This is a genomic window from Actinoallomurus sp. NPDC050550 (assembly GCF_040655075.1).
Lineage (GTDB): Bacteria > Actinomycetota > Actinomycetes > Streptosporangiales > Streptosporangiaceae > Actinoallomurus.
Window position 1 is genome coordinate 60,895 of sequence record NZ_JBFAJC010000044.1, and the last position, 22,954, is coordinate 83,848.

Below are 22,954 nucleotides of genomic sequence, written 5' to 3' on the forward strand. Positions count from 1 at the left end.
GGCCGTAACGTGTCCGCTGCCGATACCGAAGGCGTACGGCTCACAGGAGGTGCTCAGGGTGGCGGACGACGAGGTCGCACAGACCTTCAAGGAGATCGACTACGACGGCGATGGCTACATCACCGCGATGGAGTTCAAGCTCGCCATGACCAGGCGCCACGAGGCGGTCAGCGGTGACGAGATCAACTCGATCTTCGCCCACGCCGATGACGACGGAGACGGGCGCATCAACCTCGCGGAGTTCGCCAAGGCTTGGAATGCCTGATGCCGCGTACTGACCGTTGGCGATCGCAGCGCCTCTCTGGAGCCGGCGATCGCCAACGGTCAGTGGGGTCATCGGCGCTGGGGTTTAACGCCCGGTAAGACCGTCCCTCCTTCGCCGTCAAGATCGTTACCATGCCGCGTATCAAGGACGATCTTGAAGGAGGTCGGATGAACGTACGCGTCAAGGCCGCTCTGGTCGCGGCGACCGCAGCCACCGTCGTCGGCGGGCTCGCCCTTCCCGCGAACGCGGGCACGTACCAGGCGGAGACGGTCCACGGGAGCTTCTCGTGCGGCGGGGGTTCAAAGCAGACGCTCAACTACTCCTACGCGCGCGGTAACGTCACGGTGACCGTGTACTACAACAACCACTGCTCGCACGCGATGCACATCGCCGGTGACAAACAGACCAGTCGCGGGACGATCGAGCAGTTCGGCTGCTTCACGGCGCCGGCGTACAAGAAGAGCAAGCACGTCTTCCGGGTGAACGGCACCGACTTCTCCGACGTCAACCTGGTTAAGCACTGCTGATCGGTATGACCCGACGGTGATTCTGCGCACCGGACGGCGCAGGATCGACCCGCCCCGCTCGACCGTCGGGGCGCCGACGGCCCGATTCCCGCCTTACGGGTCGGCCGGTCATCGTCATGGACCTCGCGACGCGGCGTCGCTTCGCCGGGCGTCCCGGACCTCGACTTCCCGTACGTTCCTCTCTCGGGTTTCGCCGACGCGCCCTGGGCCGAACTCTTGGCGCGACACTGACCCGTCGCCATCCCGCGACGCTCGCCGGGGGCCTTCGGCGCTGGGATCCTTGGGCTCTCGTCACAACAACCCGCAACCCCCCGAAGAGGTCCTTAATGGCTTCATTCGGGATATTTCGGGCATTAAGGGATTCTTTTGCGGTGTTGTTCGTTGCTGAAACGGCGACCGCGCCACACCGCGGTCGTACGGCCGTTCGTGTTCCTCCGGTCGTACGGCGAACCAAGCGGGTGCCCAGCGGGTCTCCCTTGGTAAAGGATCTAGGCTGTCAAGCTGGGACACAGGAGTGCATATGGGACAACGCGCGGTCGATGCCGTCTCCGACGGCGGGGAGGACACCGCCACCGGTGACACCGAGGGCGACGCCACGGCCGAGGACGCCGAGGGCGACGCCACGGGCCGGGACCAGGAGGACGGCTCCACCGCGGGTGGCTCCGGTGGCGGAGTCGCTGCCGAGAGAGACGAGGCCGACGCCACGGCAGGGGCCGTACCCGTAGAGACGGGGGCGGCGGCGAAACGCGAGCCGGTCGTCGCCGACGGTCGACGCGGCGCGCTCGCCGGCGACGGTATCTCCGTCGTGATGGCCGCGGCGGCGAAGAAGCGCCTCCCGGCCGCCGTGAACACCGGTAACGGCGCGCGGGTCGCGACCCCGGCCGATGAGAGCCCTGACGCGGTCGCCGGCGACGGTGCGGGCGCCCCCGATGCGACCGAGGAGAAGGCCGCCCCGGCCGCCGGCGGCGGTAAGCCGGGTGCGAGCGCGGCTGCCAGTGGCGAGGCGGCCGGTGAAGGCGCGGTCGCGGACGGCGGGGACGCTCCTGCGCTGGATGACAACGTGGTCGCGGACGGCGGTGGCGCTCCTGTGGCCGATGACGACGCCGTCACGGACGGCCGGGACGCACTGGCGGCCGATGGCGGTCCGGACGCCGCCGTCCCCGACGATGGTGGCGCTCCCGCGGTCGGTGGGGAAGCGGCTTCGGGCGAGGACGGTTCGGATGCCGCCGTGGCGGAGCCGGGTTCGGAGGCCGTCGCCGATGACGGCGCCGAGGCGGCGCTCCAGGACGCAGGCCCGGCGGACGGGGACGCGGCAGTCGGCGGGAGGTCCCGCCGGGGGCTCGGGTCCGCGCTGGGGCTGACGGTCGCCTCGGCCGTGGTCTGGGGCGTGGCGCACATCTGGGCCGGGCGTCGTGTCGCCGGATTCCTCCTCATGGGGCTGTTCGCGATCATCGTTGGCGGGGGAGTCGCCGTCGGCCTGCTCTACCAGCATGATCTCAAGCAGATCGCGGTCCAGCGGGACTGGCTCGCCGGCATCACCGGCGGCATCCTGGCACTCGCGCTCGTCTGGGCCGTCATCGTCGTCCGCTCGTACCAGGTCGTACGGCCCCGGGGCATGGCCCGTACGGCGCGGGTCCTCGCCGGCGCGCTGGTCGTCGTGCTCGCCGTCGGCGTGTGCTCGCCGCTCGTCTGGGCCGCGCGCAGCACGTACACCCTGCGGGACACGATCGGCACGATCTTTCATGGCGACGAGGCGCGGCCGCAGCCGCCCGTCAACATGGACGACCCGTGGAAGGACAAGCCGCGGGTCAACATCCTGCTTCTCGGCGGCGACGGGGCCGGTGACCGCGTCGGCGTCCGTACGGACAGCATGACGGTCGCGAGCGTCGACACCAAGACCGGGAACACGGTGCTGTTCAGCCTGCCCCGGAACCTCCAGCACTTCCCGATGATCCCGAGGCTGCGCTCCCGCTGGCCCGACGGGTTCACCGGGGTCGGCGCGCCGGGTGACGAAGGGCTGCTGAACGAGCTGTTCCAGGACGCCGAGGACGACCCCTCGCTCGTACCCGGCTTCGACAAGGGACGCCGGGGACCGGAACTGGTCCGGGAGGAGATCTCGTACCTCATCGGCCAGCCGATCGACTACTACATCCTCGTGAACCTGTTCGGCTTCGCCGACATCGTCGACGCGATCGGCGGGGTCAAGGTGCACATCGCCCAGGACATCCCGTTCGGCGGCCCGGAGGACGGCAGCGCGCCGACCGGGGTCCTCAAGGCCGGCGACCGCGAGCTGAGCGGCAAGGAGGCGCTGTGGTTCGGGCGTTCACGCACCGCCAGCAGCGACTTCGTCCGCATGGGCCGGCAGAAGTGCCTGATGAAGGCGATCGCCGAGCAGGCCGATCCGCAGCGGGTGCTGACGCGGTTCCAGCAGCTCGCCGCCGCCGCGAAGAAGACGATCTCGGCGAACATCCCGGCCGAGCTGCTGCCCGCCCTCATCAAGCTGTCGAGCACGGTGAAGCACGGCGCGCAGATCGGGAGCCTGATGTTCGTGCCGCCGGAGTTCCACGTCGTCCGGCCGGACGTCGGCGTCATGCGGCGCGCGGTCACGAACGCGATCGCGGCCAGTGAGGCGGGCTCGGCCACGGCCTCGCCGAATCCCGAGGCGTCGGCTTCGGCGCAGCCCTCCGGCGTCTCCGCGGCGCCGGGTGCGTCCAGCGGTCCGTCGTCGGCGCCGACCGCGGAGGCGTCTCCGGCAGGCTCGGGTAGTGCGGCGTCGCCTGCGGGGTCTCCGGGCGACTCGGCGACTCCGAGCGCAGGTGACCAGCCGTCCGCGGGCGCGTCGCCCAGTGCCCGTGCCAAGGACAAAGCGGTCTCGCTGACGGCCGCCTGCGGAGGTTAGAGGTCACGCATATAGCGGCCATTCAACCGGTTTTCGTGAACTTTTACCGATTGCCACGATAAGCGGGGCCGTGTGCCTTACCTTGCTATCGGGGCAGGTGGGGGTCATGCGTCGGGTAGGATCCAGCAGTCAACGCCAATGGTCACTTACCGCGTATATTCAATCACTTTGCAAACCGATCGGTGGGGCCGCACGTCCCGGATGGAGACGCGGCCGCAGTGAGCTGGGCTCGCGAGCAGAGGATCAGGAGACTTCATGGCACGACGTCAGCGTGGGGGGCGTGAGCCGATTCCGATCGCCGGTCTGTGGCGAGCATTGGGGCTGACGCTCGCCTCTGCGGTCGTGTGGGGTGTGGCCCACGTCTCGGCGGGCCGCCGGGCTGCGGGCTTCACCTTGATGGCGGTGCTGGCGCTCCTGGTGGGCGGGGGCGTGACGGCCGCGCTGGCGTTCCAGGAGAAGCTCAAGCAGATCGCCGTGCAGGGCGTCTGGCTGAACGTCCTCACCGTGGCGATCCTGGCGCTGGCGCTGGCATGGGCGTCCGTCATCATCCGGTCGTACCAGGTGGTGCGCCCGCCGGGACTGCCGACGGCGATGCGCATCGCGTCGACGACGCTGGTCGTGGTGATGTCGGTGTTGATCTGCACGCCGTTCGTGTACGCGGCGAACACCACCTATGTGCTGCGGGACACACTGTCGAAGATCTTCCCCGGCGACGACAACTCGGGGCAGAAGGTCGACGCGGCCAATCCGTGGAAGAACATGCCGCGGGTCAACGTCCTGCTGCTGGGCGGTGACGCCGGCAAGGACCGCACCGGCATCCGTACCGACAGCATGACGGTCGCCAGCATCAACACCAAGACCGGGGACACGGTCCTGCTGAGCCTGCCCCGCAGCCTGCAGAAATTCCAGCTGCCGCCCCGGCTGCGGTCCAAGTGGCCGTACGGCTACACCGGGGACGCGCCGAACCCGCAGCACCCGGGCAGCGAGGGTCTGCTCAACGAGCTGTACATCCAGGGCGAGCGGAACCCCCAGCTCGAGCCCGGATACAAGAAGGGGCAGCGCGGTCCACACCTGACCGAAGACGTGATCAGTTACCTCACCGGGCTGAAGATCCACTACTACGTGCTGGTCAACCTGGGCGGATTCAAGGACATCGTGGACGCCATCGGTGGTGTAAAGGTCCACATCGAAAAGCGGCTTCCGATCGGCGGTGAGATCGTTAATGGCCGCCAGACCAAGCCGCCGACGGGCTACCTCCCCAAGGGCACCCACCACCTGAACGGCGAGCAGGCCCTGTGGTACGGCCGGTCCCGTGACGCCGACGACGACTTCCACCGGATGGACCGGCAGAAGTGCCTGCTGAAGGACATCGGCCAGCAGGCTGACGCCCAGAAGGTCGTCACGCACTTCCAGCAGCTGGCCAAGGCCGCGACCAACACGATCTCCACCAACATCCCGTCCGCGCTGCTGCCGGCGCTTGTGAAGCTGTCCGGAAAGGTCAAGAACGGCGCTGACATCCACAGCCTCCCGTACAACCCGGACAAGATTCCCGGCTTCCACGTCTACGAGCCGAACGTCCAGATCATGCGGGCCGCGGCGGCCAAGGCGATCGCCGAAAGCGACAACCCGCAGAAGACGACGGCCACTCCGGCGGTCAGCCCGACAGTTAAGAAGAAGAACAAAAAGAAGTCGGCGAGCGTCTCACCCAGTGGGTCGGCGACCGCCTCTCCAGGTTCGGGCGGCGCGGTCTCCCTGAAGAACGTCTGCGGCTGAGCCGCTCCTCACCGCGGACGTCCGGCCGACCGGCATCGAAGGCCGGTCCGCCGGGCGGAACACGCGGAGCGGGCGTCGCGATGAGCGGCGTCCGCGACCAGAGGATCGGGAGAGTGCATGGCAGGTCGTCAGGCGGCGGGGCGTCGGCCCATACCGATCGCCGGTCTGTGGCGGGCGCTGGGGCTGACGTTCGCGTCCGCGGTCGTGTGGGGTGTCGCTCACGTGGCGGCGGGCCGCAGGGCCGTCGGGTTCACCCTGATGGCCCTGCTCGCACTGCTCGTGGCCGGTTCGGCGACGTTGGTGCTGGCGTTCCAGGACACGATGAAACAACTTGTGGTCCAGGATTTGTGGCTGAACGTCATCACTGCGGCGATCATCGCGCTGGCACTGGTGTGGGCCTTGATCGTGATCCGGTCGTACCAGGTGGTGCGGCCGCCGGGGTTGCCGACGGCGATGCGCATCGCGTCGACGACGTTGGTCGTGGTGCTGTCGGTGTTGATCTGCACCCCGTTCGTGTACGCCGCCAACGCGACGTACGTGCTGCGGGACACCCTGTCGAAGATCTTCCCGGGCGACGACCACTCGGGTCAGAAGGTCGACGCGGCCAACCCGTGGAAGAACATGCCGCGTGTCAACGTGCTGCTGCTGGGCGGTGACGGCGGTAAGGACCGCACCGGTATCCGTACCGACAGCATGACGGTCGCCAGCATCGACACCAAGACCGGCAACACCGTCATGCTCAGCATCCCGCGGGGTCTGTACGGGATGGACATGCCGCCCCGGCTGAGGTCGCGGTTCCCGAACGGCTACCAGGGCGAGCCCGGTCCAGGCATCGTGGGCCGGGACCGCGGGCTCCTCAACGAGCTGTACCTCTATGGCGAGCACCACCCCGATCTGGAGCCGGGCTACAAGTCGGGCCAGCGCGGCCCCCACCTGCTCGAAGACGTGATCGAGTACCTCCTGGGCCTGAAGATCAACTACTACGTGATGGTCAACCTGGGCGGGTTCAAGGACATCGTCAACGCCATGGGCGGCGTCGACGTGCATATCGAGAAACCGCCGGCGAACAGTGGAATGCCCGGTCTGCCGATCGGCGGCGACCCGGACAAGCACACCGCGCCGACCGGCTATCTCTATCCCGGCAAGCATCACCTCAACGGCGAACAGGCGCTGTGGTACGGCCGTAACCGCCACGCCGACGACGACTTCCACCGGATGGACCGGCAGAAGTGCCTGCTCAAGGACATCGCCGAACAGGCCAACCCACAGAAGGTCGTCACCCACTTCGAGAAGCTCGCCGAGGCCGCGACCAACACGATCTCCACCAACATCCCGTCGGCGCTACTCCCCGCCCTGGTGAAGCTGTCCGGCACCGTCAAGCACGGCGCCGACATCACCAGCCTGACGTACAGCCCCTACAAGATCTCCGGCTTCCACACCGACCGGCGGGCGGACGCGACCATGATCCAGGTGATGCGCCGGGTGGCGGCCAAGGCCATCGCCGACAGCGCCAACCCGCACAAGCCCAGCCCGAGCCCGACCACGACCGCCAAGAAACACAAGAAGAAGGTCAAGACCGGCGTGACGGCGAGCCCCACCGCTTCCAGCGGGTCCAGTGGATCGGTCTCGCTGAAGAACGCCTGCGGCTGAGCCGCTTCTCGCAGCGGAGCCCCGGCCGCCCGGCGGCGGCCCGGGCCCGGGGGCACTACGGTGGTCCGGGGCATGACGGCGGTCCGGGGCATGGCGGTCTGGGAGGCACAATGTGCTGATGACCCGTATCCCTCCGCTGCGTAGGCGCGTGCTCGTGGCGATCGTCGGCGTGGCCGCCCTCGCGGTCGTGCTGTTCGCGATCCCGCTGGCCATCGCGTTGCAGCGGTTGTACCGGGACGAGGCGATCGTGTCGCTCGGACGCGACGCGACGCGGATCTCCGCGGCGGTGCCCGACAACATCGCGAAGCATCCGAAGCCGGTGCCGCTGCCCACGGGTATGTCGTCGCGGCACCTGAGCGTGGGCATCTACGACCTCAACGGCGACCGGGTCACCGGCCACGGCCCCCGGAATTCGCCGGTGGCGGGCGCCGCGGGGGACGGGCGGGTGCACGAGGCCGTGGAAAACGGCCTGCTGGCCGTCTCCGCCCCCGTCCCGTCCGACGAGACCGTCGTGGCGGTGGTCCGGGTCGCGACGCCGTACAAGTACGTCACCGGGCGCGCCGAGAAGGCCTGGCTGCTCATGGTCGCGCTCGCGGTCCTCGTCATCGGGCTCGCCGCCGTGGTGGCGCGGAGGCAGGCGGGCCGGCTCGCCGCGCCGCTCGAACGGCTGACGTGGGACGCGCAGGCGCTCGGCAGCGGTGACTTCAGCATCCGCGCGCGGTCCGTCGGCGTCCGCGAGGCGGACGCCGCGAGCCTCGCCCTCGAGGCGACCGCCCGGCGCCTCGGTGACCTGCTCGAGCGCGAGCGCGCGTTCAGCGCGCACGTGTCCCACCAGCTGCGCACTCCGCTGACCGGGCTCCTCCTGGGCCTGGAGTCCGGCCTGAACGGGGGCGACCCGCGCGCGGTCATCCGCACCGCCCTGGAGCGCGGCGAGCACCTGCAGGAGATCATCGACGACCTCATCCGCCTGTCACGGGGCGGCAGCTCGACCGACCGGGGAGCGCTCGACGTCCCGGCGCTGTTGGAAGAGGTCCGCGCCCGGTCGCCGGTCACCGTGCGGATCGAGGACGGCCTGCCCGAGGTGCGGGCGTCGCTGTCGGCCGTGCGTCAGATCCTGAACGTCCTGGTCGAGAACGCGGTCAACCACGGCAAGCCGCCCATCACGGTGTCCGCGGTCGACGTCGGCCAGGGCCTCGCGATCGAGGTCAGCGACGAGGGCCTCGGGGTCCCCGACGGCTACGACGTCTTCCGCGGTCCGTCGGACGGGCACGGCATCGGGCTCGCCCTGGCGCGTTCGCTCGCCGAGGCCGAGGGCGGGCGCCTGGTCCTGCGGCACCCTTCACCCCCGACCTTTAGCCTGCTCTTGCCCACGAGCGACTATCGTGGCGCCGGTTGATCTCTATGCCTCGCCACTCACATCTCCGCCACCGCGTCGCGCTCGTACCGGTACCCGCGCCCGCGCAGCGTCGTGATCTGCCCGAACGGGCCCAGCTTGCGGCGCAGCGTCGACACGTGCACGTCGAGGGTCTTGGTCGGGCCGAACCAGTTCTCGTCCCAGACCTCGTCCATCAGCTGCTCGCGGCTCACGACCTCGCCGGCCCGGGTCACGAGCGCGGCCAGCAGGTCGAACTCCTTCGGGCGCAGCGGCACCTCGGCGTCGTCGATCTGCACCCGGCGCGCCGGCAGGTCCAGGCGCAGCCGGCCCACCGTGATCACTCGGTCGCCCGGCTCGGCGGCCCGGCGGCGCAGGTGGGCGCGGATCCGCGCGACGAGTTCGGTCAGGCGGAACGGCTTCGTCAGGTAGTCGTCGGCACCGGCGTCCAAGGCGACGACCACCTCGAACTCTTCGGTCCGCGCCGTCAGCACGACGATGACGGCGAGAGGGAGCTCCGCCCGGAGCCGTCGGCACAGCTCCACGCCCTCGATGTCCGGCAGGCCGAGATCGAGCAGGATAAGATCCGGCGGATGCGCGCGCACGTCTGTCAACGCCACCGCGCCCGACGTGGCGAGACCCGCCTCATATCCACTGGCGGACAAGGCCTTCAACAATTCAGACCCGATGATGGCGTCGTCCTCCACCACCAGGATTCGTTCCCGCGTCACACCACTGATCCTAAGGAACCCTCCAAGACGATCGAGGGTTGACGCAAAGAACCGTTCGTTTCACCCGAAAGCAGCCAAGGGGTTCTGCAGCATGACAGACGTCAGTGTGATCGTGATCGTCTACAACGACGCCGATCGCCTGCCTACCGCTGTGCGGTCCGTGCTCGACCAATCGCATCGCGACGTCGAGTGTGTGATCGTCAATGACGCCAGCACCGATGCGACCGCGCAGGTCGCCGATTCGCTGGTGGCGGCGAACCCGCACCGGGTCCGGGTCGTGCATCGGAAGGACAACTCCGGAGGCTGCGGGCAGCCGCGCAACGACGGCATCGAGGTGGCGCGCGGCACGTACCTGATGTTCCTCGACAGCGACGACACCCTCGACCCGCACGCCTGCCGCAACATGGTCGCCACGGCGGAGCAGACCGGCGCGGAGCTGGTGTCGGGATGCTGCTGGCGGGTGTTCCCCGACAAGGGCGAGGAGCGCGCCTGGTACCGCGGTGTGTACCGCGACCGTGCCGTCTACGCTTCCGTACGGGAGCGGCCAGAGCTGCTGTACGACACGCTGTCCACGAACAAGCTGTACCGGCGGGACTTCCTCGACCGCGAGGGGCTGCGCTTCGTCGAGCGGCTGCACTACGAGGACCTGCTGTTCAGCACGCAGGCGTACCTCGCCGCGCGGATGATCGCGATCATCCCGCACCGGGTCTACAACTGGATGATCTACGAGAACGCCGTCACGCTCTCGATCACCAACCAGCGCTCGGAGGTCCGCAACTTCGCCGACCGGCTGGAGATCTTCCGTCGCATCGACGCGGTGTACGCGCGGTACGGCGCCGACGACCTGAAGCTCCGCAAGGACATCAAGTTCCTCAACCACGACCTGCTGCTGTACATCCGCGGCCTGCGCAGCCGCAGCACGGAGTACCGCGAGGCGTTCGTCGACCTGGCCCGCGACTACATGAGCACCCTCGACCCCCGCGCGTTCGAGGAGGCCCACGAGCTGCAGGCCATCATCGGCTTCATGATCATAAACGGGGACATCGAAGGCGCCGTCTCGGCGGCCGACTACGTGCCCCGCAAGGGCGCCAAGCCTCGGCTGACCGCCCCGCTCGTCGAGCGCGACGGCCGCATCTACTGGTCGGCCGACCATCTCGACACCGAGGACGGCCGCAGCGTCCTCGACGTTACCGATCTCGGCATCCACTCCCTGCCGCTCAAGAGCCTCAATCCCGGCGGCTCCCTCACCGGCATCGAGCGCACCGGCGCGACGTACCGGCTGACCGGCGACATCGTGAACCCGCTCGGCCGGATCGCCTCCGACGCGAAGCTCAAGGCGCGCCTGGAGATCCGCGACCGCAGCCGTAAGGGCCGGTTCTTCTCCCTGCCCGCGACGGTCACCCACACCGGCGGCCGCATCCACTGGGACGCCGACGTCCGGCCCCAGCGCGACATCCGGCCGCTCGGCTTCGTCGACCAGAGCTGGGGCCTGCGGCTTCGGCTGACCGTCGGCGACGAGGAGCTCATCATCCGGCTCTTCGCCGACCACGCCATGGACGACATCGCCCTTCCCGTACGACCGCGCCTGACGCGCCTGGCCGGCGACCACTTGGAGGCGTACGTCCCGGAGTCTGGCGAGCTGTCGTTCCGGCTCGTCGCCCACGGACGCGTCGCCCGCGCGTTCCTCACCGCCCTGCGCGGGTTCACCTCCAGCGGGCGCGGGCGGCGCTGGTGGGTCGGCCTGCTGCGGAGCGAGAAGTCGCTGCGCGACGTCTTCACCCGCCGCAGCACCAAGATGTCGGTCTACAACAAGTTCCTCATCCGCCTGCCGATCCGCCGGGACACCATCGTCTTCGAGAGCCACCTCGGCAAGCAGTACTCCGACAGCCCGAAGTACATCTACGAGGAGCTGCGCCGGTCCGGCGCGAAGTACACCGCGATCTGGTCGTACGCCGGCAGCCCGAGCGGCTACCCGAAGGACGCCAAGCTCGTGCGCCGCGGCTCCTGGTCGTACTACCTCGCCCTGGCCCGGGCCCGCTACTGGGTCGACAACCAAGGCTTCCCGCGCGAGGCCGTCAAACGCCCACAGACCACCTACATCCAGACCTGGCACGGCTCGGCGTACAAGCTCATGGGCGTCGACGCGCCGGAGACCAAGCGCGGCACCCGGGCGCAGCGGGCCCGCCTGCAGGAGATGGTCGACCGCTTCGACCACTTCCTGATCCGCACCGAGCAGGACGCCCAGACCCTCGTCAAAGGCCTCGGAGTCCGCGCCGAGCTCATCCGCAGCGGCTACCCCCGCAACGACGCCCTCATCAATGGCGAGGACCCCACCGCGCTGCGGAAGAAGCTCAAGCTCACCGACGGGCGCAAGGTCGTGCTGTACGCCCCGACCTTCCGCACCGACGAGAGGGGGCGGCCCGAGAAGCGCCTGGAGATGCCGTTCGACCTCGAGCGCTTCGCCCACGAGCTCGGCGAGACCCACATCCTCCTCGTCCGGCCGCACTACCTCAACACCGTCGTCGTGCCGCCCAGCCTGAGCGGCACCGTCCGCAACGTCATGGACGTCGACGACGTCAGCTCGCTGCTGCTGCTCACGGACACGCTGATCACGGACTATTCGTCGATCATGTTCGACTACGCGCTGCTCGACCGGCCGATGGTGTTCTTCGCGCCGGACCTCGACGACTACACCCACTCCCGCGGCTCGTACTTCGACCTCAAGGAGCACGCGCCCGGCCCCGTGGTCGCCGAGCCCGACGAGCTGTTCGCGGCGCTGAGCGACCTCGACCGCGACACGTACGCCAAGCAGCGCCACGCCTTCGTCGAGAAGTTCGGCGAATACGACCAGGGAACGGCCGCCAAGCAGGTCGTCGCACGCTTCTTCACGGGAAACGGCAATGGCTGAATCGCGCGACATCTTCATCGTCTGCAACAACCACGAGGAGCTCGGCGGCCTCCAGCGCTGGGCCCACCACGTCGGCCGGCTGTTCACCGAACGCGGCCACCGGGTGCACATCATCGGCGTCACGCACGCCGAGGAGGTCCACGACTACGGTCGCGACCTGCCGTACGAGCTGCACACCCTGCACGAGACCCCGCCGCCGCCCCGCAAGGGCGGCCGCATCCACGAGCTGCGGCGCCTCTCCGCCCAGCGCCAGGGCGCCGCGAAGCTCACCGCCCTGTTCCGCGCCGCCCGGCCCGGCGGGATCGTCATCGCCGCACAGGTCTGGGCCATGGAGTGGGTCGCCCTCGCCGACACCGCCGGAATGCCGGTCATCGGCATGAGCCACGAGTCGTTCGCCGCGACGAGGGGCTCCTCCCGCTTCCCCCGGGTGCAGCGCTACTTCGCCGACGTCGACCGGCTCTGCGTGCTCACCACCGAGGACGCCGACTCGTGGGCCCGCGCCGGGATGTCCAACGCCGACGTGATGCCCAACCCGCTGCACGTCACGCCCACGGCCTTCCCGGACCTCACCGTGCCCGTCATCGTGGGCCTCGGCCGGCTGTCCTTCGAGAAGGGCCAGGACATGCTCCTGGAGTCCTGGGCCAAGATCACCGAACGCGCGCGGACCAGTCACTCGCCGAACCGCCCGCCGACGTGGCGGCTGCGGCTGTACGGCTCCGGACCGGAGGAGGAGTCGCTGCGCGCCAAGGCCGACGAACTCGGCGTCACCGTCGAGATGCCGGGCACGACCTCCGACATCCAGGGCGCCCTGACCAACGCGTCGATCTACGCGCTGCCGTCGCGGAGCGAGGGCTTCCCGATGGGCATCCTGGAGGCCATGGCGTACGGCCTGCCCGTCGTCGCCTTCGACAGCGCACCCGGCGTCCGCGAGCTCATCACGCACGAGGTCGACGGCATCCTCGTCACACCGGGCAACGTCGCGGAGTTCGCCGAGGCGCTCGAACGCCTCATGGACGACCCGGACCTGCGCGCCAAGATGGGCGAGGCGGGCCGGCAGTCGGTGCAGCGGTTCTCGGCCGGCGTGGTCGTCGACCGCTGGGAGCGACTGTTCTCCCTCGTCTACCGCTGACGGAGCGGACGCAGTCGGCGCAGCGGCCGGGGCAGGGAGCGTTCCCGTGCACCGGCCGCTAAAGTCCGCTCGGCGCTTTTCGGCCGCTCCCACGTGCAGGGCCGGGCAGGGGCCGCCCGCTCCTCCACGGCCTGGATCGCCAGGCTCGTCAGGGTGATCAGCAGCGAGCCCGCGGTGTCGGTGTCGAGCCGCACGGTCACCCAGTCGTCGCCCGGCCGGATGACGATCTGACCGGACTCGGCGAGCACCTGGTCGAGCCGGTCGATGAACGGCCGGGTGAGCCGCAGATCGGCCTCGTCACCAGTGTGCAGGTGAAGAACCTGGGTGCCGTGGAACGCGAATCCTCGGCCGACGCCGCACGATGGACGACCGGTGTCCAACCCGGGCCACGCCGTCAGTTGTGCGGCCACTCGTTCGGCTGTACTCCGGCTTTTCGGAGGGCCTGTCACGGTCCCAGGATCCCGTGCCACCCCTGTTCCCATAAGGGCTCGCGCCTCAATCGTTATCAAGCGGTTTACCGTTCTCTTTACCTTCCCGCCGCCGTCGTGACGCTCGGCGGCCCTTTTCCGGGGTATTGGAGGATCGCCCGTCTCGATCTTCCAGGAGGGTCGTACGGTGGATGGGTGATCTCTCGCAGCGACGTCGAGGCGGCCAGGGCCCGGATCGGCTCCCGGGTACGCACGACACCGGTCTTCGCGGACGGCGACCGCTGGCTGAAGCTGGAGCAGCTCCAGCACACCGGCTCGTTCAAGGCGCGCGGGGCGTTCAACCGCATCCTCGCCGCGGCCGAGCAGGGCGGCCTGCCGGGCGCGGGCGTGGTCGCGGCCTCCGGCGGCAACGCCGGGCTGGCCGTCGCGTACGCCGCCCGCGAGCTCGGCGTCCCCGCCGAGGTCTACGTCCCCGAGACCGCCCCCGCCGTCAAGGTGGCCGGGCTCAGGGCGCTCGGCGCCGCCGTCGTCCAGGTGGGCCGCGAGTACGCCGAGGCGTACGACGCCGCCACCAAGCGTGTCGCCGACACCGGCGCGCTGTTCTGCCACGCGTACGACCAGCCGGAGATCTGCGCCGGCCAGGGCACTCTCGCGCTCGAACTGGAGGAGCAGACCGGCGGCGTCGACACGGTCCTCGTCGCGGTCGGAGGCGGCGGGCTCATGGCCGGAATCGCCGCCGCGCTGGAGGGCCGGTCCCGCGTCGTCGCCGTCGAGCCGCACGGCTGCGCCTCCCTGAACGCCGCGCTGGCGGCCGGTGAGCCGGTCGACGTCCAGGTCTCGGGCGTGGCGGCCGACTCACTCGGCGCCCGCCGCATCGGCGAGATCGCCTTCGCCGTCGCCCGCCGCACCGACGTGGCATCTCTCCTGGTCGGCGACGAGGACGTGATCGCCGCCCGCCGCGACCTGTGGCGCCGCTACCACCTCGTCCTGGAACACGGCACCGCCGCCGCGTACGCCGCCCTCCTGACCGGCGCCTACCGTCCAGCCCCAGGCGAACGCGTGGCCGTCATCTGCTGCGGCGCCAACACGGACCCGTCCGATCTGACAGAACGTTGAACTCTGACCACCACAGAGTGAACCTTGATAGCGTGGCGATCGCGAAGGTTTCTTGGAGGCCGTCTCCGCAGAGGAGATCAGATGACGGCGGGGCCGATGCCCGATACGCCTGAAACGCCACAGAAACGCCCGTGGTACATCCCTCCGGAGCAAGGGTTCAGAGCGGAAGATCTCGATCACATTCCGGAGTTGCCTCCTCACACTGAGCTAATCGATGGCAGTCTCGTCTTCGTGAGCCCCCAGACCAACTTCCGCCTTCTGACGATGGACGTTCTTGTGAACGGGCTCCGTCGTACAGCTCCTTCCAGCGTTCGGGTGCGCCGTGAAATGACGGTCACGCTGGATCCGCGTCAGCGACCCGAACCGGATGTTTTGGTCGTCCGTGCCGAGGCCGTAACAGGGCTGCGCCAGACCAATTTTCGGCCGGCCGACGTCATCCTGGCGGTTGAGGTGGTATCTCCTGACTCTGAGGTGCGCGACCGGAAACGGAAGCCACAGTTGTATGCGGAGGCGGGGATTCCCCACTTCTGGCGAGTAGAGGACGCTTCTGAGCGGCCGACGGTCTGCGTATACGAGCTTGACGTGGCGACGAAGAGTTACGCGTTGACCGGGATCCACCACGATCGGCTCAAGCTCACGGTGCCGTTCGACATCGACATCGACCTCACGGAGACCGATCGGCTCTGACGGGCGCTCAGATCCAGTCGCGTTTGCGGAAGACGAGGTAGAGGGCCACGCCGGTGATGACGAGGATCACGATGCTCGACGCGAAGCCCCACTGCTTGCCGAATCCCGGGTACGGGACGTTCTCGCCGTAGAAGCCGGTGATCGCGGTGGGGACGGCGATGACGGCCGCCCAGCCGGTGAGCTTCTTCATCACGAGGTTGAGGTAGTTGCCCTGCATGGCGATGCGGGTCTCCTGCAGGCTCGTCACGACGTCGCGCAGGCTGTCGGTCCAGTCGGTGGCGCGCAGGACGTGGTCGTAGACGTCCTGGTAGTACGGCGTCATCGGCGCGGGGACGATCTCCAGGTCGCGCCGGAGCAGGCTGTTGACGACCTCGCGCATCGGCAGGACGACCCGGCGCATCAGGGCGAGGCTCTTGCGCAGCTGGTAGCTCCGCTGCTGCGTGCCGGTGTCGGGCATGTGCCCGGCGAAGAGGTCCTCCTCCAGACCGTCGATCTGGTCGTCGAGTGCCTGCACCGCCTCGAAGTGCCCGTCGACGATCAAGTCAAGCAGCCCGTGCAGGAGGTAGGCCACGCCGTATTGGGCGAGGTCCGGCGAGCCGTCCCAGCGCTGAAGGAGCCCGTCGAGGTCGAAGCCCTCGTCGCCGCGTACGGTCACCAGCGCCCGCTTCGTGATGAACGCGGAGATCTCCTGCTTGTCCAGCTCCGTGCCGTCTGCGGAGAGGTGGACGGAGTAGGCGTTCAGGAACAGGTGGCCGTCGTACCGGTCGAGCTTGGGCCGCTCGTGGTGGCTGACCGCGTCCTCGACGGCGAGCGGGGACAGGCCGAGCTCCTCGGTGATGAGGCCGAAGCCCTCGGTGTCCGGCGCGCACAGGTCCAGCCAGACGACGGTGTCCGGCTCCTCGAGGTAGTCGCTGATCCGGTCGGCGGGGAAGTCCTCCGCCTCCAGCCGTCCATTACGCCAGACCCTGGTCCGCGGTTTCAGATCCATGAGGAGAACCACATGCGGGCGTGCCAGGAGTCATAGCTCACGATCTGGCCCACCAGCACGGGGTAGAGGTAGTAGAAGTTGGCCAGCACGGTGAGGACGTACGCGCCGGTGATCGCGGAGCCGAACACCCGGCGTGCCGGGAGGGCGGTGGCCGGGCCGATGATCAGTCCGATCACCAGCACGATGGACAGCACCATGAACGGCAGCATCGGCGTGGCGTAGAACAGGAACATCGTGCGGTGGTTCAGGCCGTAGTAGAACCAGGGCACCCAGCCGGCCACGAACCCGAGGAGCGTGACGCCGGCCCGCCAGTCGCGGTGCACCAGCCACCAGGCGGCCAGCACGAGCATCGTGACGATGGACACCCACCAGATGGCCGGGGTGCCGATGTCGAGCACCTCTCGCGAGCAGGTGGGGGCGCCGCAGCCGGACGGCTGGGTGTAGTAGAAGGCCACCGGTCGTTTGAGGACCAGCCAGTTCCACGGCCAGGACTGATAGTCGTGCTTGACCGTGAGCGTGGTGTGGAAGTGCCACATCTGCTTGTGGTAGTCCCACAGCCGGGGCATCGCCTGGAAGAACGCGGTCACCGGGTTGGACGCGACGCGGCCGCGGCCCCAGCCGCCGGCGTTGAAGATCCAGCCGCTCCACCAGGCGACATACGTGATGACGCTCAGCACGACCATGGACAGGAACGCGGGCAGGGCCTCGAGGGCGAGCGCTCCGGCGTACGGGCGCTGGACCCCCGCGGCCCGGCGGGCGCCGATCGACCAGACGAACGTCAGGGCGCCGAACGCCGCGATGTAGTACAGGCCGGTCCATTTCGTCGCGGTGGCCGTGCCGAGGCAGAGCCCCGCCGGGATCAGCCACCAGTGCATGACGAACGGGCCGAAGCCGTCTTCGTCACCGCGTTCGGCGATCTTTCGGGCGAGCCGGGCCCGGGAGACGTCCCGGTCGATGACGATGCACGCGAACCCGGCCAGGATCCAGAACATCACGAAGACGTCGAGGATCGCCGTGCGGCTCGTGACCAGGTGCATGCCGTCCAGCGCGAGCAACAGCCCGGCGGCCATGCCGAGCAGCGTCGACCGCGTCATCCGCCGGGCGACCCGCGCGAGGATCAGCACCGACAGGGTGCCGATCAGCGCGGCCGAGAAGCGCCAGCCGAACGGCGTCATGCCGAACAGCCACTCACCGACGGCGATGATCCACTTGCCGGCGGGCGGGTGCGCGATGAAGCTGCCGCCAGGGGAGAAGATATGGAGGTTCTGTGGGTCCTGGAGCAGGAACTTGTCGGCGTCCTTGACCGTGTTGTGCTCGTACCCGAACTTCAACAGCGCGTACGCGTCCTTCGCGTAGTACGTCTCGTCGAAGATCACGGCTCTGGGCTTGCCGAGATTCCAGAACCGCAGCACGCCCGCGAACACGGTCACGGCCAGCGGGCCCAGCCACCCCAGCAGCTTGTTGCCGGGCATCCCAGGCGTGAGCCACTGGCGCAGTGAGGGTGGTCTTCTGCGCTGCTCGGGCCGGGTCTCGGGTTCGATTCCTGTCATCGCCACCACCCCGACATCGTACGGGCGACAGCCGTAGTATTCGCGCACTTCACGGTCATGGACCGTTCTGGAGCCGCCCGAGGACCGCCTTACGCCTGCCTGTGCTCGAAGATGGAGACGTGGAGAACACAGGGACGCTGACGCTGGCCGCCGCACCGATCGGACGAGCGGAGGACGCCTCGGCGCGGTTGCGCACGGCCCTCGCGGACGCCGACATTATCGCCGCGGAGGACACCCGGCGGCTGCGCCGGCTGGCCGCCGATCTGGACGTCTCCCCGACCGGCCGGATCGTGTCGTACTACGACGTCAACGAGCGGGCCCGCGCCGTCGAGCTGCTCGACGAGCTGCGGGCCGGGCACGACGTGCTCGTCGTCACCGACGCGGGGCTGCCGGGGGTCTCCGACCCCGGCTATCGCCTCGTCACGGCGGCGGTCGAGGCGGAGGTGCCGGTCACCGTCCTTCCCGGACCGTCCGCGGTCACCACGGCGCTGGTCATCTCGGGGCTGCCCAGCGACCGGTTCTGCTTCGAGGGGTTCCTGCCCCGCAAGGCGGGGGAGCGCTCCGCGCGGCTGCGGGCCCTCGCCGGCGAACCGCGCACGATGGTGTTCTTCGAGGCGCCGCACCGGCTCGCCGCGACGCTGGCGGCGATGGCCACCGCCCTCGGGTCCGACCGGAGGGGCGCGGTGTGCCGGGAGCTGACGAAGACGTACGAGGAGGTGCGCCGGGGACCGCTGGGCGAACTGGCGGAATGGGCGGCCGACGGCGTGCGCGGGGAGATCACGCTGGTCGTCGCGGGAGCGCCGGAGCGGGCGGGTGAGGTCGACCTCGCCGAGCTCGCGGCGGAGGTGGAGCGCCGGGTGGGCGACGGGGTGCAGCGTAAGCAGGCGATCGGTGATGTGGCGCGGGAACACGGGGTACCGAAGCGGGAGCTCTATGACGCCGTCGTCGCCCGTAAAGCGGATCATTGACCGTTATTTGACGTTCTTTTTGGGTGTGCGGCCGTACGCAAAGCGTCACTTGGTGGGGAAAGATAACTTGGGTGCGCATTTCACGCGCGTACGCCGATTCCCCCGGGGGTGACGCACATGCACGAATCCATGATCTCACCCGAGACGTGGACCTATGAGTGCCTGGCGTGTCTGCACGAATGGCACGAGGAATTCGAGGTCGGCCACTGCGCCGACGGGCACGGCGGCGAGGTCGTCTACTACCGACGCAACGGTCACCGCTGCACGTCCCCGTGGGCGGAGCTGTTCTGCCCGTCCTGCGGGTCGTACGACGTCAAGATCCTCCCCCCGGGCCGGCCCCAGAGCCAGGCCGTCCCGCCACAGCGCCATGGCGAGCTGGAGATGATCTTCAAGCTCCGCCGGCTCCACGCCTACTGATCGAGCGGGGCGTGTCCCGCCCGGCGCGCTGTGGCCCTGCGCCGCCGCGCGTCGCCCTGCCGCCGGGTACGCGGCAGGGGTCCGGGACGCGCCCCAGGACCTGCATCAAAGCCCCCGTCCGCAGCAGCGGACGGGGGCTTTGAGATAAGCCTTACGCCGGCACCGTCTCGCCGGATGAGGAGGAATCCGTGTCCGGCGCGTCGGCCGCGTCCGACGAGCCGCCACGGCGGCGGACGATCCGGGCCAGCTTCCGGCGAGGCTCGGCGGAGAAGGTGATCGCCGCCGCGATGCAGGCCAGCGGCACGGTCGGCAGGACGTACCGGTAGTCGAACTCGGCGGTGGCCGGCGGCACGAGCAGCAGGCCGGTCGCCGTGATCCAGGGCAGGAGTGCGGCGCCGCCCCACCGCCGCCACAGCGGGATCAGCCCGGCCAGGCCGACGATGAGGATGCCGCCCACCAGCGTGCCGGGCAGGTGGACGTGCCGCTGGTAGGTCCGGATGATCCGGGCGTACGGGTCGACGATGTCGGTGCGGGCGTCGCCCTGCTCGTAGGTGCGCGCCTCCGATGCGGCCGTACGGTCCCTGCTCATCCGCCACGTCGGCAAGGCAGCGGATTTCGTACCGAACTGATACATCTCGTACGTCGCGCGGTCCGGAAAGACGGTCCGCTTCCAGTGGAACGTGAAAAGAAAGTCCTTTCCGACGACCTTCAGATAGTCGAGGGGCTGCGCCATGATCGCGCGCTTGGCGAAGTCGCTGGCGAGCTGGTTCTGATAATCGGTGAACCGCGCCGCCGGAATGCGGTGGAACGGCGAGTTACGGTCCCAGATGGCATCTTGGGAGAAGACCAGCGGCGTGTGCGAGGTCTTGTTGTTCTTGCACAGGGCGTACTCGGTCACCGGCGGTTTGATCTTGTTGCAGTCCGCGAACGCCGAGACCCGCGCGTACAGGAACACACCGCTGCTCATGGTCATGCCCGGCTTGCCGTAGTACGACCAGAACCATCCGGCGTAGGCGGCCAGCGGCAGCGCGCAGACCACGACGGTGGCCGCGATCACCCGCCACTTGATCCGCCGGACCAGGAAGTAGACCACCACGGCGGCCAGCACGGGCGTGCCGACCGTACGCGTCAGCGTGGCAAGCCCCAGCAGCAGCCCCGCGAGAGCGCCGACCTTCCACGTCACATCCCGGCCGTGCCACATCAGCAGTGTGACGATCGACACGAGCAGGAAGCCGAACAGCGTGTCGGACAGGATCAGGTGCTCGAGCTGGATCTGGTACCCGTCGAACAGCAACGGCGCCGTTGCCAGGCTCGCCCCCCACCCCGGCAGCCCGAACCTCTTCCGCAGCAGCGCGTAGATCATGACCGCGGAGGCCAGACCCATGAGGTGCTGGATCGTCGCGACGAGCATGAAGCTGTGGAACGGCTTCAAGATCCACAACATGCCGGAGTAGCCGTCCGGCCGGATCGCATGTGGATACGGGCTGATCGCAACATGAAGATAATCGAAAGAATCGTTGAACCAGGACGCCGGCCGGTATCCCAGCGTGGCGATCATCCGGAGCAGCGCACCCACCGCGAGCACCACTGTAAAAATCTTGTGCCGGCGCATGAGCGCCCACAGCCCCGATCCGCGAACGACCGGCGACTCTTCCGTCACATCCTCGTCCACCGTCGTGACCTGCGACTCCTCATCGGATCGCGCTCCGGTCACGACGGAAGCCCCGCCTAGTTCCCCGGCGTTCGTCAAGTCCGGACCGACCTTCCTGGACCGCACAGCCCCTATCCTGATATCCCCAGCCTGCCGTCACACCAGCGCTCCATGTGGAGTTAAAGGTTGCGAGTTCGCAACACGCGGCCGCTCGACGGCAGGCATCATGGATAACACGCGCCACTTGTCGGAACACGACGAGGTTAGTCGAAAAACCCCCAAGCCAGTGCTGCGGGGTGATGGAGGACACGACGTGGAACTCTCCGTAGTGATGCCGTGCTTGAACGAGGCGGAGACCGTCGAGACCTGTGTTCGTAAGGCCCTCGGCTTCTTCGAAGAGCATGGTGTCGACGGCGAGGTCATCATCGCCGACAACGGCAGTACCGATGGCAGCCGGCAACTGGCCCGTGACGCGGGCGCCCGTGTCGTGCCCGTCTCGAGCAAGGGGTACGGCAACGCCCTGATGGGCGGCATCCGGGCCGCGCGCGGCACCTATGTCGTGATGGGCGACGCCGACGACTCCTACGACTTCACCAGCCTCATGCCGTTCCTGGAGCAGCTGCGGGGCGGCGCGGACCTCGTCATGGGCAACCGCTTCAAGGGCGGCATCGCCCCCGGCGCCATGCCCCCGCTGCACAGGTACCTCGGCAACCCGGTGCTGAGCTTCATCGGCCGGCTGTTCTTCCGCAGCAAGATCGGTGACTTCCACTGCGGGCTGCGCGGGTTCCGGCGCGACTCGATCCTGCGGCTGGAGCTGCAGACCGGCGGCATGGAGTTCGCCAGCGAGATGGTGGTCCGCTCCACCCTCGCCAAGTACGACATCCGCGAGGTCCCGACCACCCTGTCGCCCGACGGCCGGTCGCGGCCGCCGCACCTCAGCACCTGGCGCGACGGCTGGCGCCACCTGCGCTTCCTGGCGCTGTACAGCCCGCGCTGGCTGTTCCTGATCCCCGGCCTCATCATGATGGTGCTCGGCCTCGTGGCGGGGGTCGCCCTGTCCGCCGGGCCGATCCGGTTCGGCGAGGTCGCCTTCGACGTCGACACCCTCGTCGGCGCCTCGGCGGCGCTGGTGATCGGCTTCCAAGCGGTGATCTTCGCGCTGCTGACCAAGGTCTATGCCATGGAGGAGGGCTTCCTTCCCCATGACAAACGGGTGCAGCGCATCATCGACTCCTGGAGCCTGGAACGCGGCCTCGTCGTCGGCGGGCTGCTCGCGCTCGCCGGTCTCGTCGGGCTGATCGCCTCGCTGTTCCACTGGCAGGTGCACAGCTTCGGGCAGCTCGATCCCCGGCACTCGCTGCGCATCGTCGTGCCCGCCGCCACCGCGCTCATCATGAGCTTCCAGATGATCTTCGCGTCGCTGTTCGTCAGCATCCTCGACATCCGCCGCCGGTCGCACCCGCCGATGACCGACCCGGCCGACGAGGCCGCCGACGTCGTCGACGCCGCGGCGCACAAGGTCCGGAGCGAGAGCCAGGACGCCGAGCCCGCGACGGAGCAGGACGACGACGCGAGCACCGCGGACGCCCCGGAAGCCGCCGGCGACGCCGAGCCCGTGACCGCTGAGGTCTCCGCGACCGCCGAGGCCGCTGCGAGCGACGAGGACAAGGCCGACAAGTCCGCCTGACCAACGTCTAAAAAGGCCCCGGCGATCCGCCGGGGCCTTTTTTGCGGTGAAAACGGAGGCCTGCGGGAATCCGGCGTTAACCGAACTTTTGCGCAATTTTAAGCCTCTAAGTCGATCAATGTCCCCGGGCCTGCCACCGTTTGGTCTCATCAGCGTGTAATCCGCCGTCCGCCGTACGGGACTACTTCGCGACCGACCTGAACCGACG

General features: G+C 68.8%; 18 protein-coding genes. 13 read left to right on the forward strand and 5 right to left on the reverse strand.

The window, feature by feature from the left end:
* Positions 1-58: 58 nt before the first annotated feature.
* The 6 genes from AB0I04_RS40645 to AB0I04_RS40670 all read left to right on the forward strand — a co-directional run bounded on the left by AB0I04_RS40645 (position 59) and on the right by AB0I04_RS40670 (position 8,510).
* Positions 59-265, forward strand: coding sequence for an EF-hand domain-containing protein (locus AB0I04_RS40645; protein ID WP_360897488.1), 207 nt, complete (start codon positions 59-61; stop codon positions 263-265).
* A gap of 167 nt (positions 266-432) precedes the next feature.
* Entirely contained in the window at positions 433-792 is a 360-nt protein-coding gene (locus AB0I04_RS40650; RefSeq protein ID WP_360897490.1) for a hypothetical protein, read from the forward strand.
* A 520-nt stretch (positions 793-1,312) separates the two neighbouring features.
* Complete coding sequence (locus AB0I04_RS40655) at positions 1,313-3,691, forward strand: LCP family protein (RefSeq protein ID WP_360897492.1); 2,379 nt, start codon at positions 1,313-1,315, stop codon at positions 3,689-3,691.
* Between the two features lie 255 nt (positions 3,692-3,946).
* Positions 3,947-5,464 (forward strand): LCP family protein, encoded by a 1,518-nt coding sequence (locus AB0I04_RS40660; protein WP_360897494.1) that lies wholly within the window; start codon positions 3,947-3,949, stop codon positions 5,462-5,464.
* Positions 5,465-5,581: 117 nt separating this feature from the next.
* Positions 5,582-7,114, forward strand: coding sequence for an LCP family protein (locus AB0I04_RS40665; protein WP_360897496.1), 1,533 nt, complete (start codon positions 5,582-5,584; stop codon positions 7,112-7,114).
* A 118-nt stretch (positions 7,115-7,232) separates the two neighbouring features.
* Positions 7,233-8,510 (forward strand): HAMP domain-containing sensor histidine kinase, encoded by a 1,278-nt coding sequence (locus tag AB0I04_RS40670; RefSeq protein WP_360897498.1) that lies wholly within the window; start codon positions 7,233-7,235, stop codon positions 8,508-8,510.
* Between the two features lie 17 nt (positions 8,511-8,527).
* Here AB0I04_RS40670 and AB0I04_RS40675 read toward each other — a convergent pair whose 3' ends face one another.
* Positions 8,528-9,217 carry a response regulator transcription factor gene (locus AB0I04_RS40675; protein WP_360897500.1) on the reverse strand — a complete coding sequence of 230 codons (690 nt, stop codon included), beginning with the start codon at positions 9,215-9,217 and terminating at the stop codon, positions 8,528-8,530.
* 91 nt (positions 9,218-9,308) lie between these two features.
* Here AB0I04_RS40675 and AB0I04_RS40680 point away from each other — a divergent pair, with 91 nt between their 5' ends.
* Positions 9,309-12,125: a CDP-glycerol glycerophosphotransferase family protein gene (locus tag AB0I04_RS40680; protein WP_360897502.1), complete on the forward strand. Its 2,817-nt coding sequence runs from the start codon at positions 9,309-9,311 to the stop codon at positions 12,123-12,125.
* Positions 12,118-13,254, forward strand: coding sequence for a glycosyltransferase (locus tag AB0I04_RS40685; protein WP_360897504.1), 1,137 nt, complete (start codon positions 12,118-12,120; stop codon positions 13,252-13,254). Before AB0I04_RS40680 ends, AB0I04_RS40685 begins: the two co-directional genes overlap by 8 nt.
* On the opposite strand, the gene AB0I04_RS40690 is transcribed toward AB0I04_RS40685, so the two are convergent.
* Positions 13,245-13,664, reverse strand: a complete 420-nt coding sequence (locus tag AB0I04_RS40690; RefSeq protein ID WP_360897506.1) for a luciferase family protein — start codon at positions 13,662-13,664, stop codon at positions 13,245-13,247. The two genes, AB0I04_RS40685 and AB0I04_RS40690, sit on opposite strands and share 10 nt — an antisense overlap.
* A gap of 213 nt (positions 13,665-13,877) precedes the next feature.
* Between AB0I04_RS40690 and AB0I04_RS40695 the strand changes: the two genes are divergently transcribed.
* Together AB0I04_RS40695 and AB0I04_RS40700 are read left to right on the forward strand one after the other, a co-directional pair.
* The gene (locus AB0I04_RS40695) at positions 13,878-14,798 is read left to right on the forward strand and encodes a threonine/serine dehydratase (protein ID WP_360897508.1); all 921 of its coding nucleotides are present in this window, start codon (positions 13,878-13,880) and stop codon (positions 14,796-14,798) included.
* An 81-nt stretch (positions 14,799-14,879) separates the two neighbouring features.
* Positions 14,880-15,485, forward strand: coding sequence for a Uma2 family endonuclease (locus AB0I04_RS40700; protein ID WP_360897510.1), 606 nt, complete (start codon positions 14,880-14,882; stop codon positions 15,483-15,485).
* Between the two features lie 7 nt (positions 15,486-15,492).
* Here AB0I04_RS40700 and AB0I04_RS40705 read toward each other — a convergent pair whose 3' ends face one another.
* Together AB0I04_RS40705 and AB0I04_RS40710 are read right to left on the reverse strand one after the other, a co-directional pair.
* The gene (locus AB0I04_RS40705) at positions 15,493-16,473 is read right to left on the reverse strand and encodes a magnesium transporter CorA family protein (protein ID WP_360897512.1); all 981 of its coding nucleotides are present in this window, start codon (positions 16,471-16,473) and stop codon (positions 15,493-15,495) included.
* The gene (locus AB0I04_RS40710) at positions 16,464-18,023 is read right to left on the reverse strand and encodes a phospholipid carrier-dependent glycosyltransferase (RefSeq protein WP_360897514.1); all 1,560 of its coding nucleotides are present in this window, start codon (positions 18,021-18,023) and stop codon (positions 16,464-16,466) included. Before AB0I04_RS40710 ends, AB0I04_RS40705 begins: the two co-directional genes overlap by 10 nt.
* Before the next feature lie 119 nt (positions 18,024-18,142).
* Here AB0I04_RS40710 and rsmI point away from each other — a divergent pair, with 119 nt between their 5' ends.
* Complete coding sequence (gene rsmI / locus AB0I04_RS40715) at positions 18,143-18,991, forward strand: 16S rRNA (cytidine(1402)-2'-O)-methyltransferase (RefSeq protein WP_360897516.1); 849 nt, start codon at positions 18,143-18,145, stop codon at positions 18,989-18,991.
* A gap of 117 nt (positions 18,992-19,108) precedes the next feature.
* A complete protein-coding gene (locus tag AB0I04_RS40720; protein WP_360897518.1) occupies positions 19,109-19,408 on the forward strand; it encodes a hypothetical protein in 300 nt (99 codons plus the stop codon).
* 151 nt (positions 19,409-19,559) lie between these two features.
* Here the strand turns inward: AB0I04_RS40720 and AB0I04_RS40725 are convergent, their stop codons facing one another.
* Complete coding sequence (locus AB0I04_RS40725) at positions 19,560-21,122, reverse strand: hypothetical protein (protein WP_360897520.1); 1,563 nt, start codon at positions 21,120-21,122, stop codon at positions 19,560-19,562.
* A 250-nt stretch (positions 21,123-21,372) separates the two neighbouring features.
* Between AB0I04_RS40725 and AB0I04_RS40730 the strand changes: the two genes are divergently transcribed.
* A complete protein-coding gene (locus AB0I04_RS40730; protein WP_360897522.1) occupies positions 21,373-22,746 on the forward strand; it encodes a glycosyltransferase family 2 protein in 1,374 nt (457 codons plus the stop codon).
* Positions 22,747-22,954: the final 208 nt, after the last annotated feature.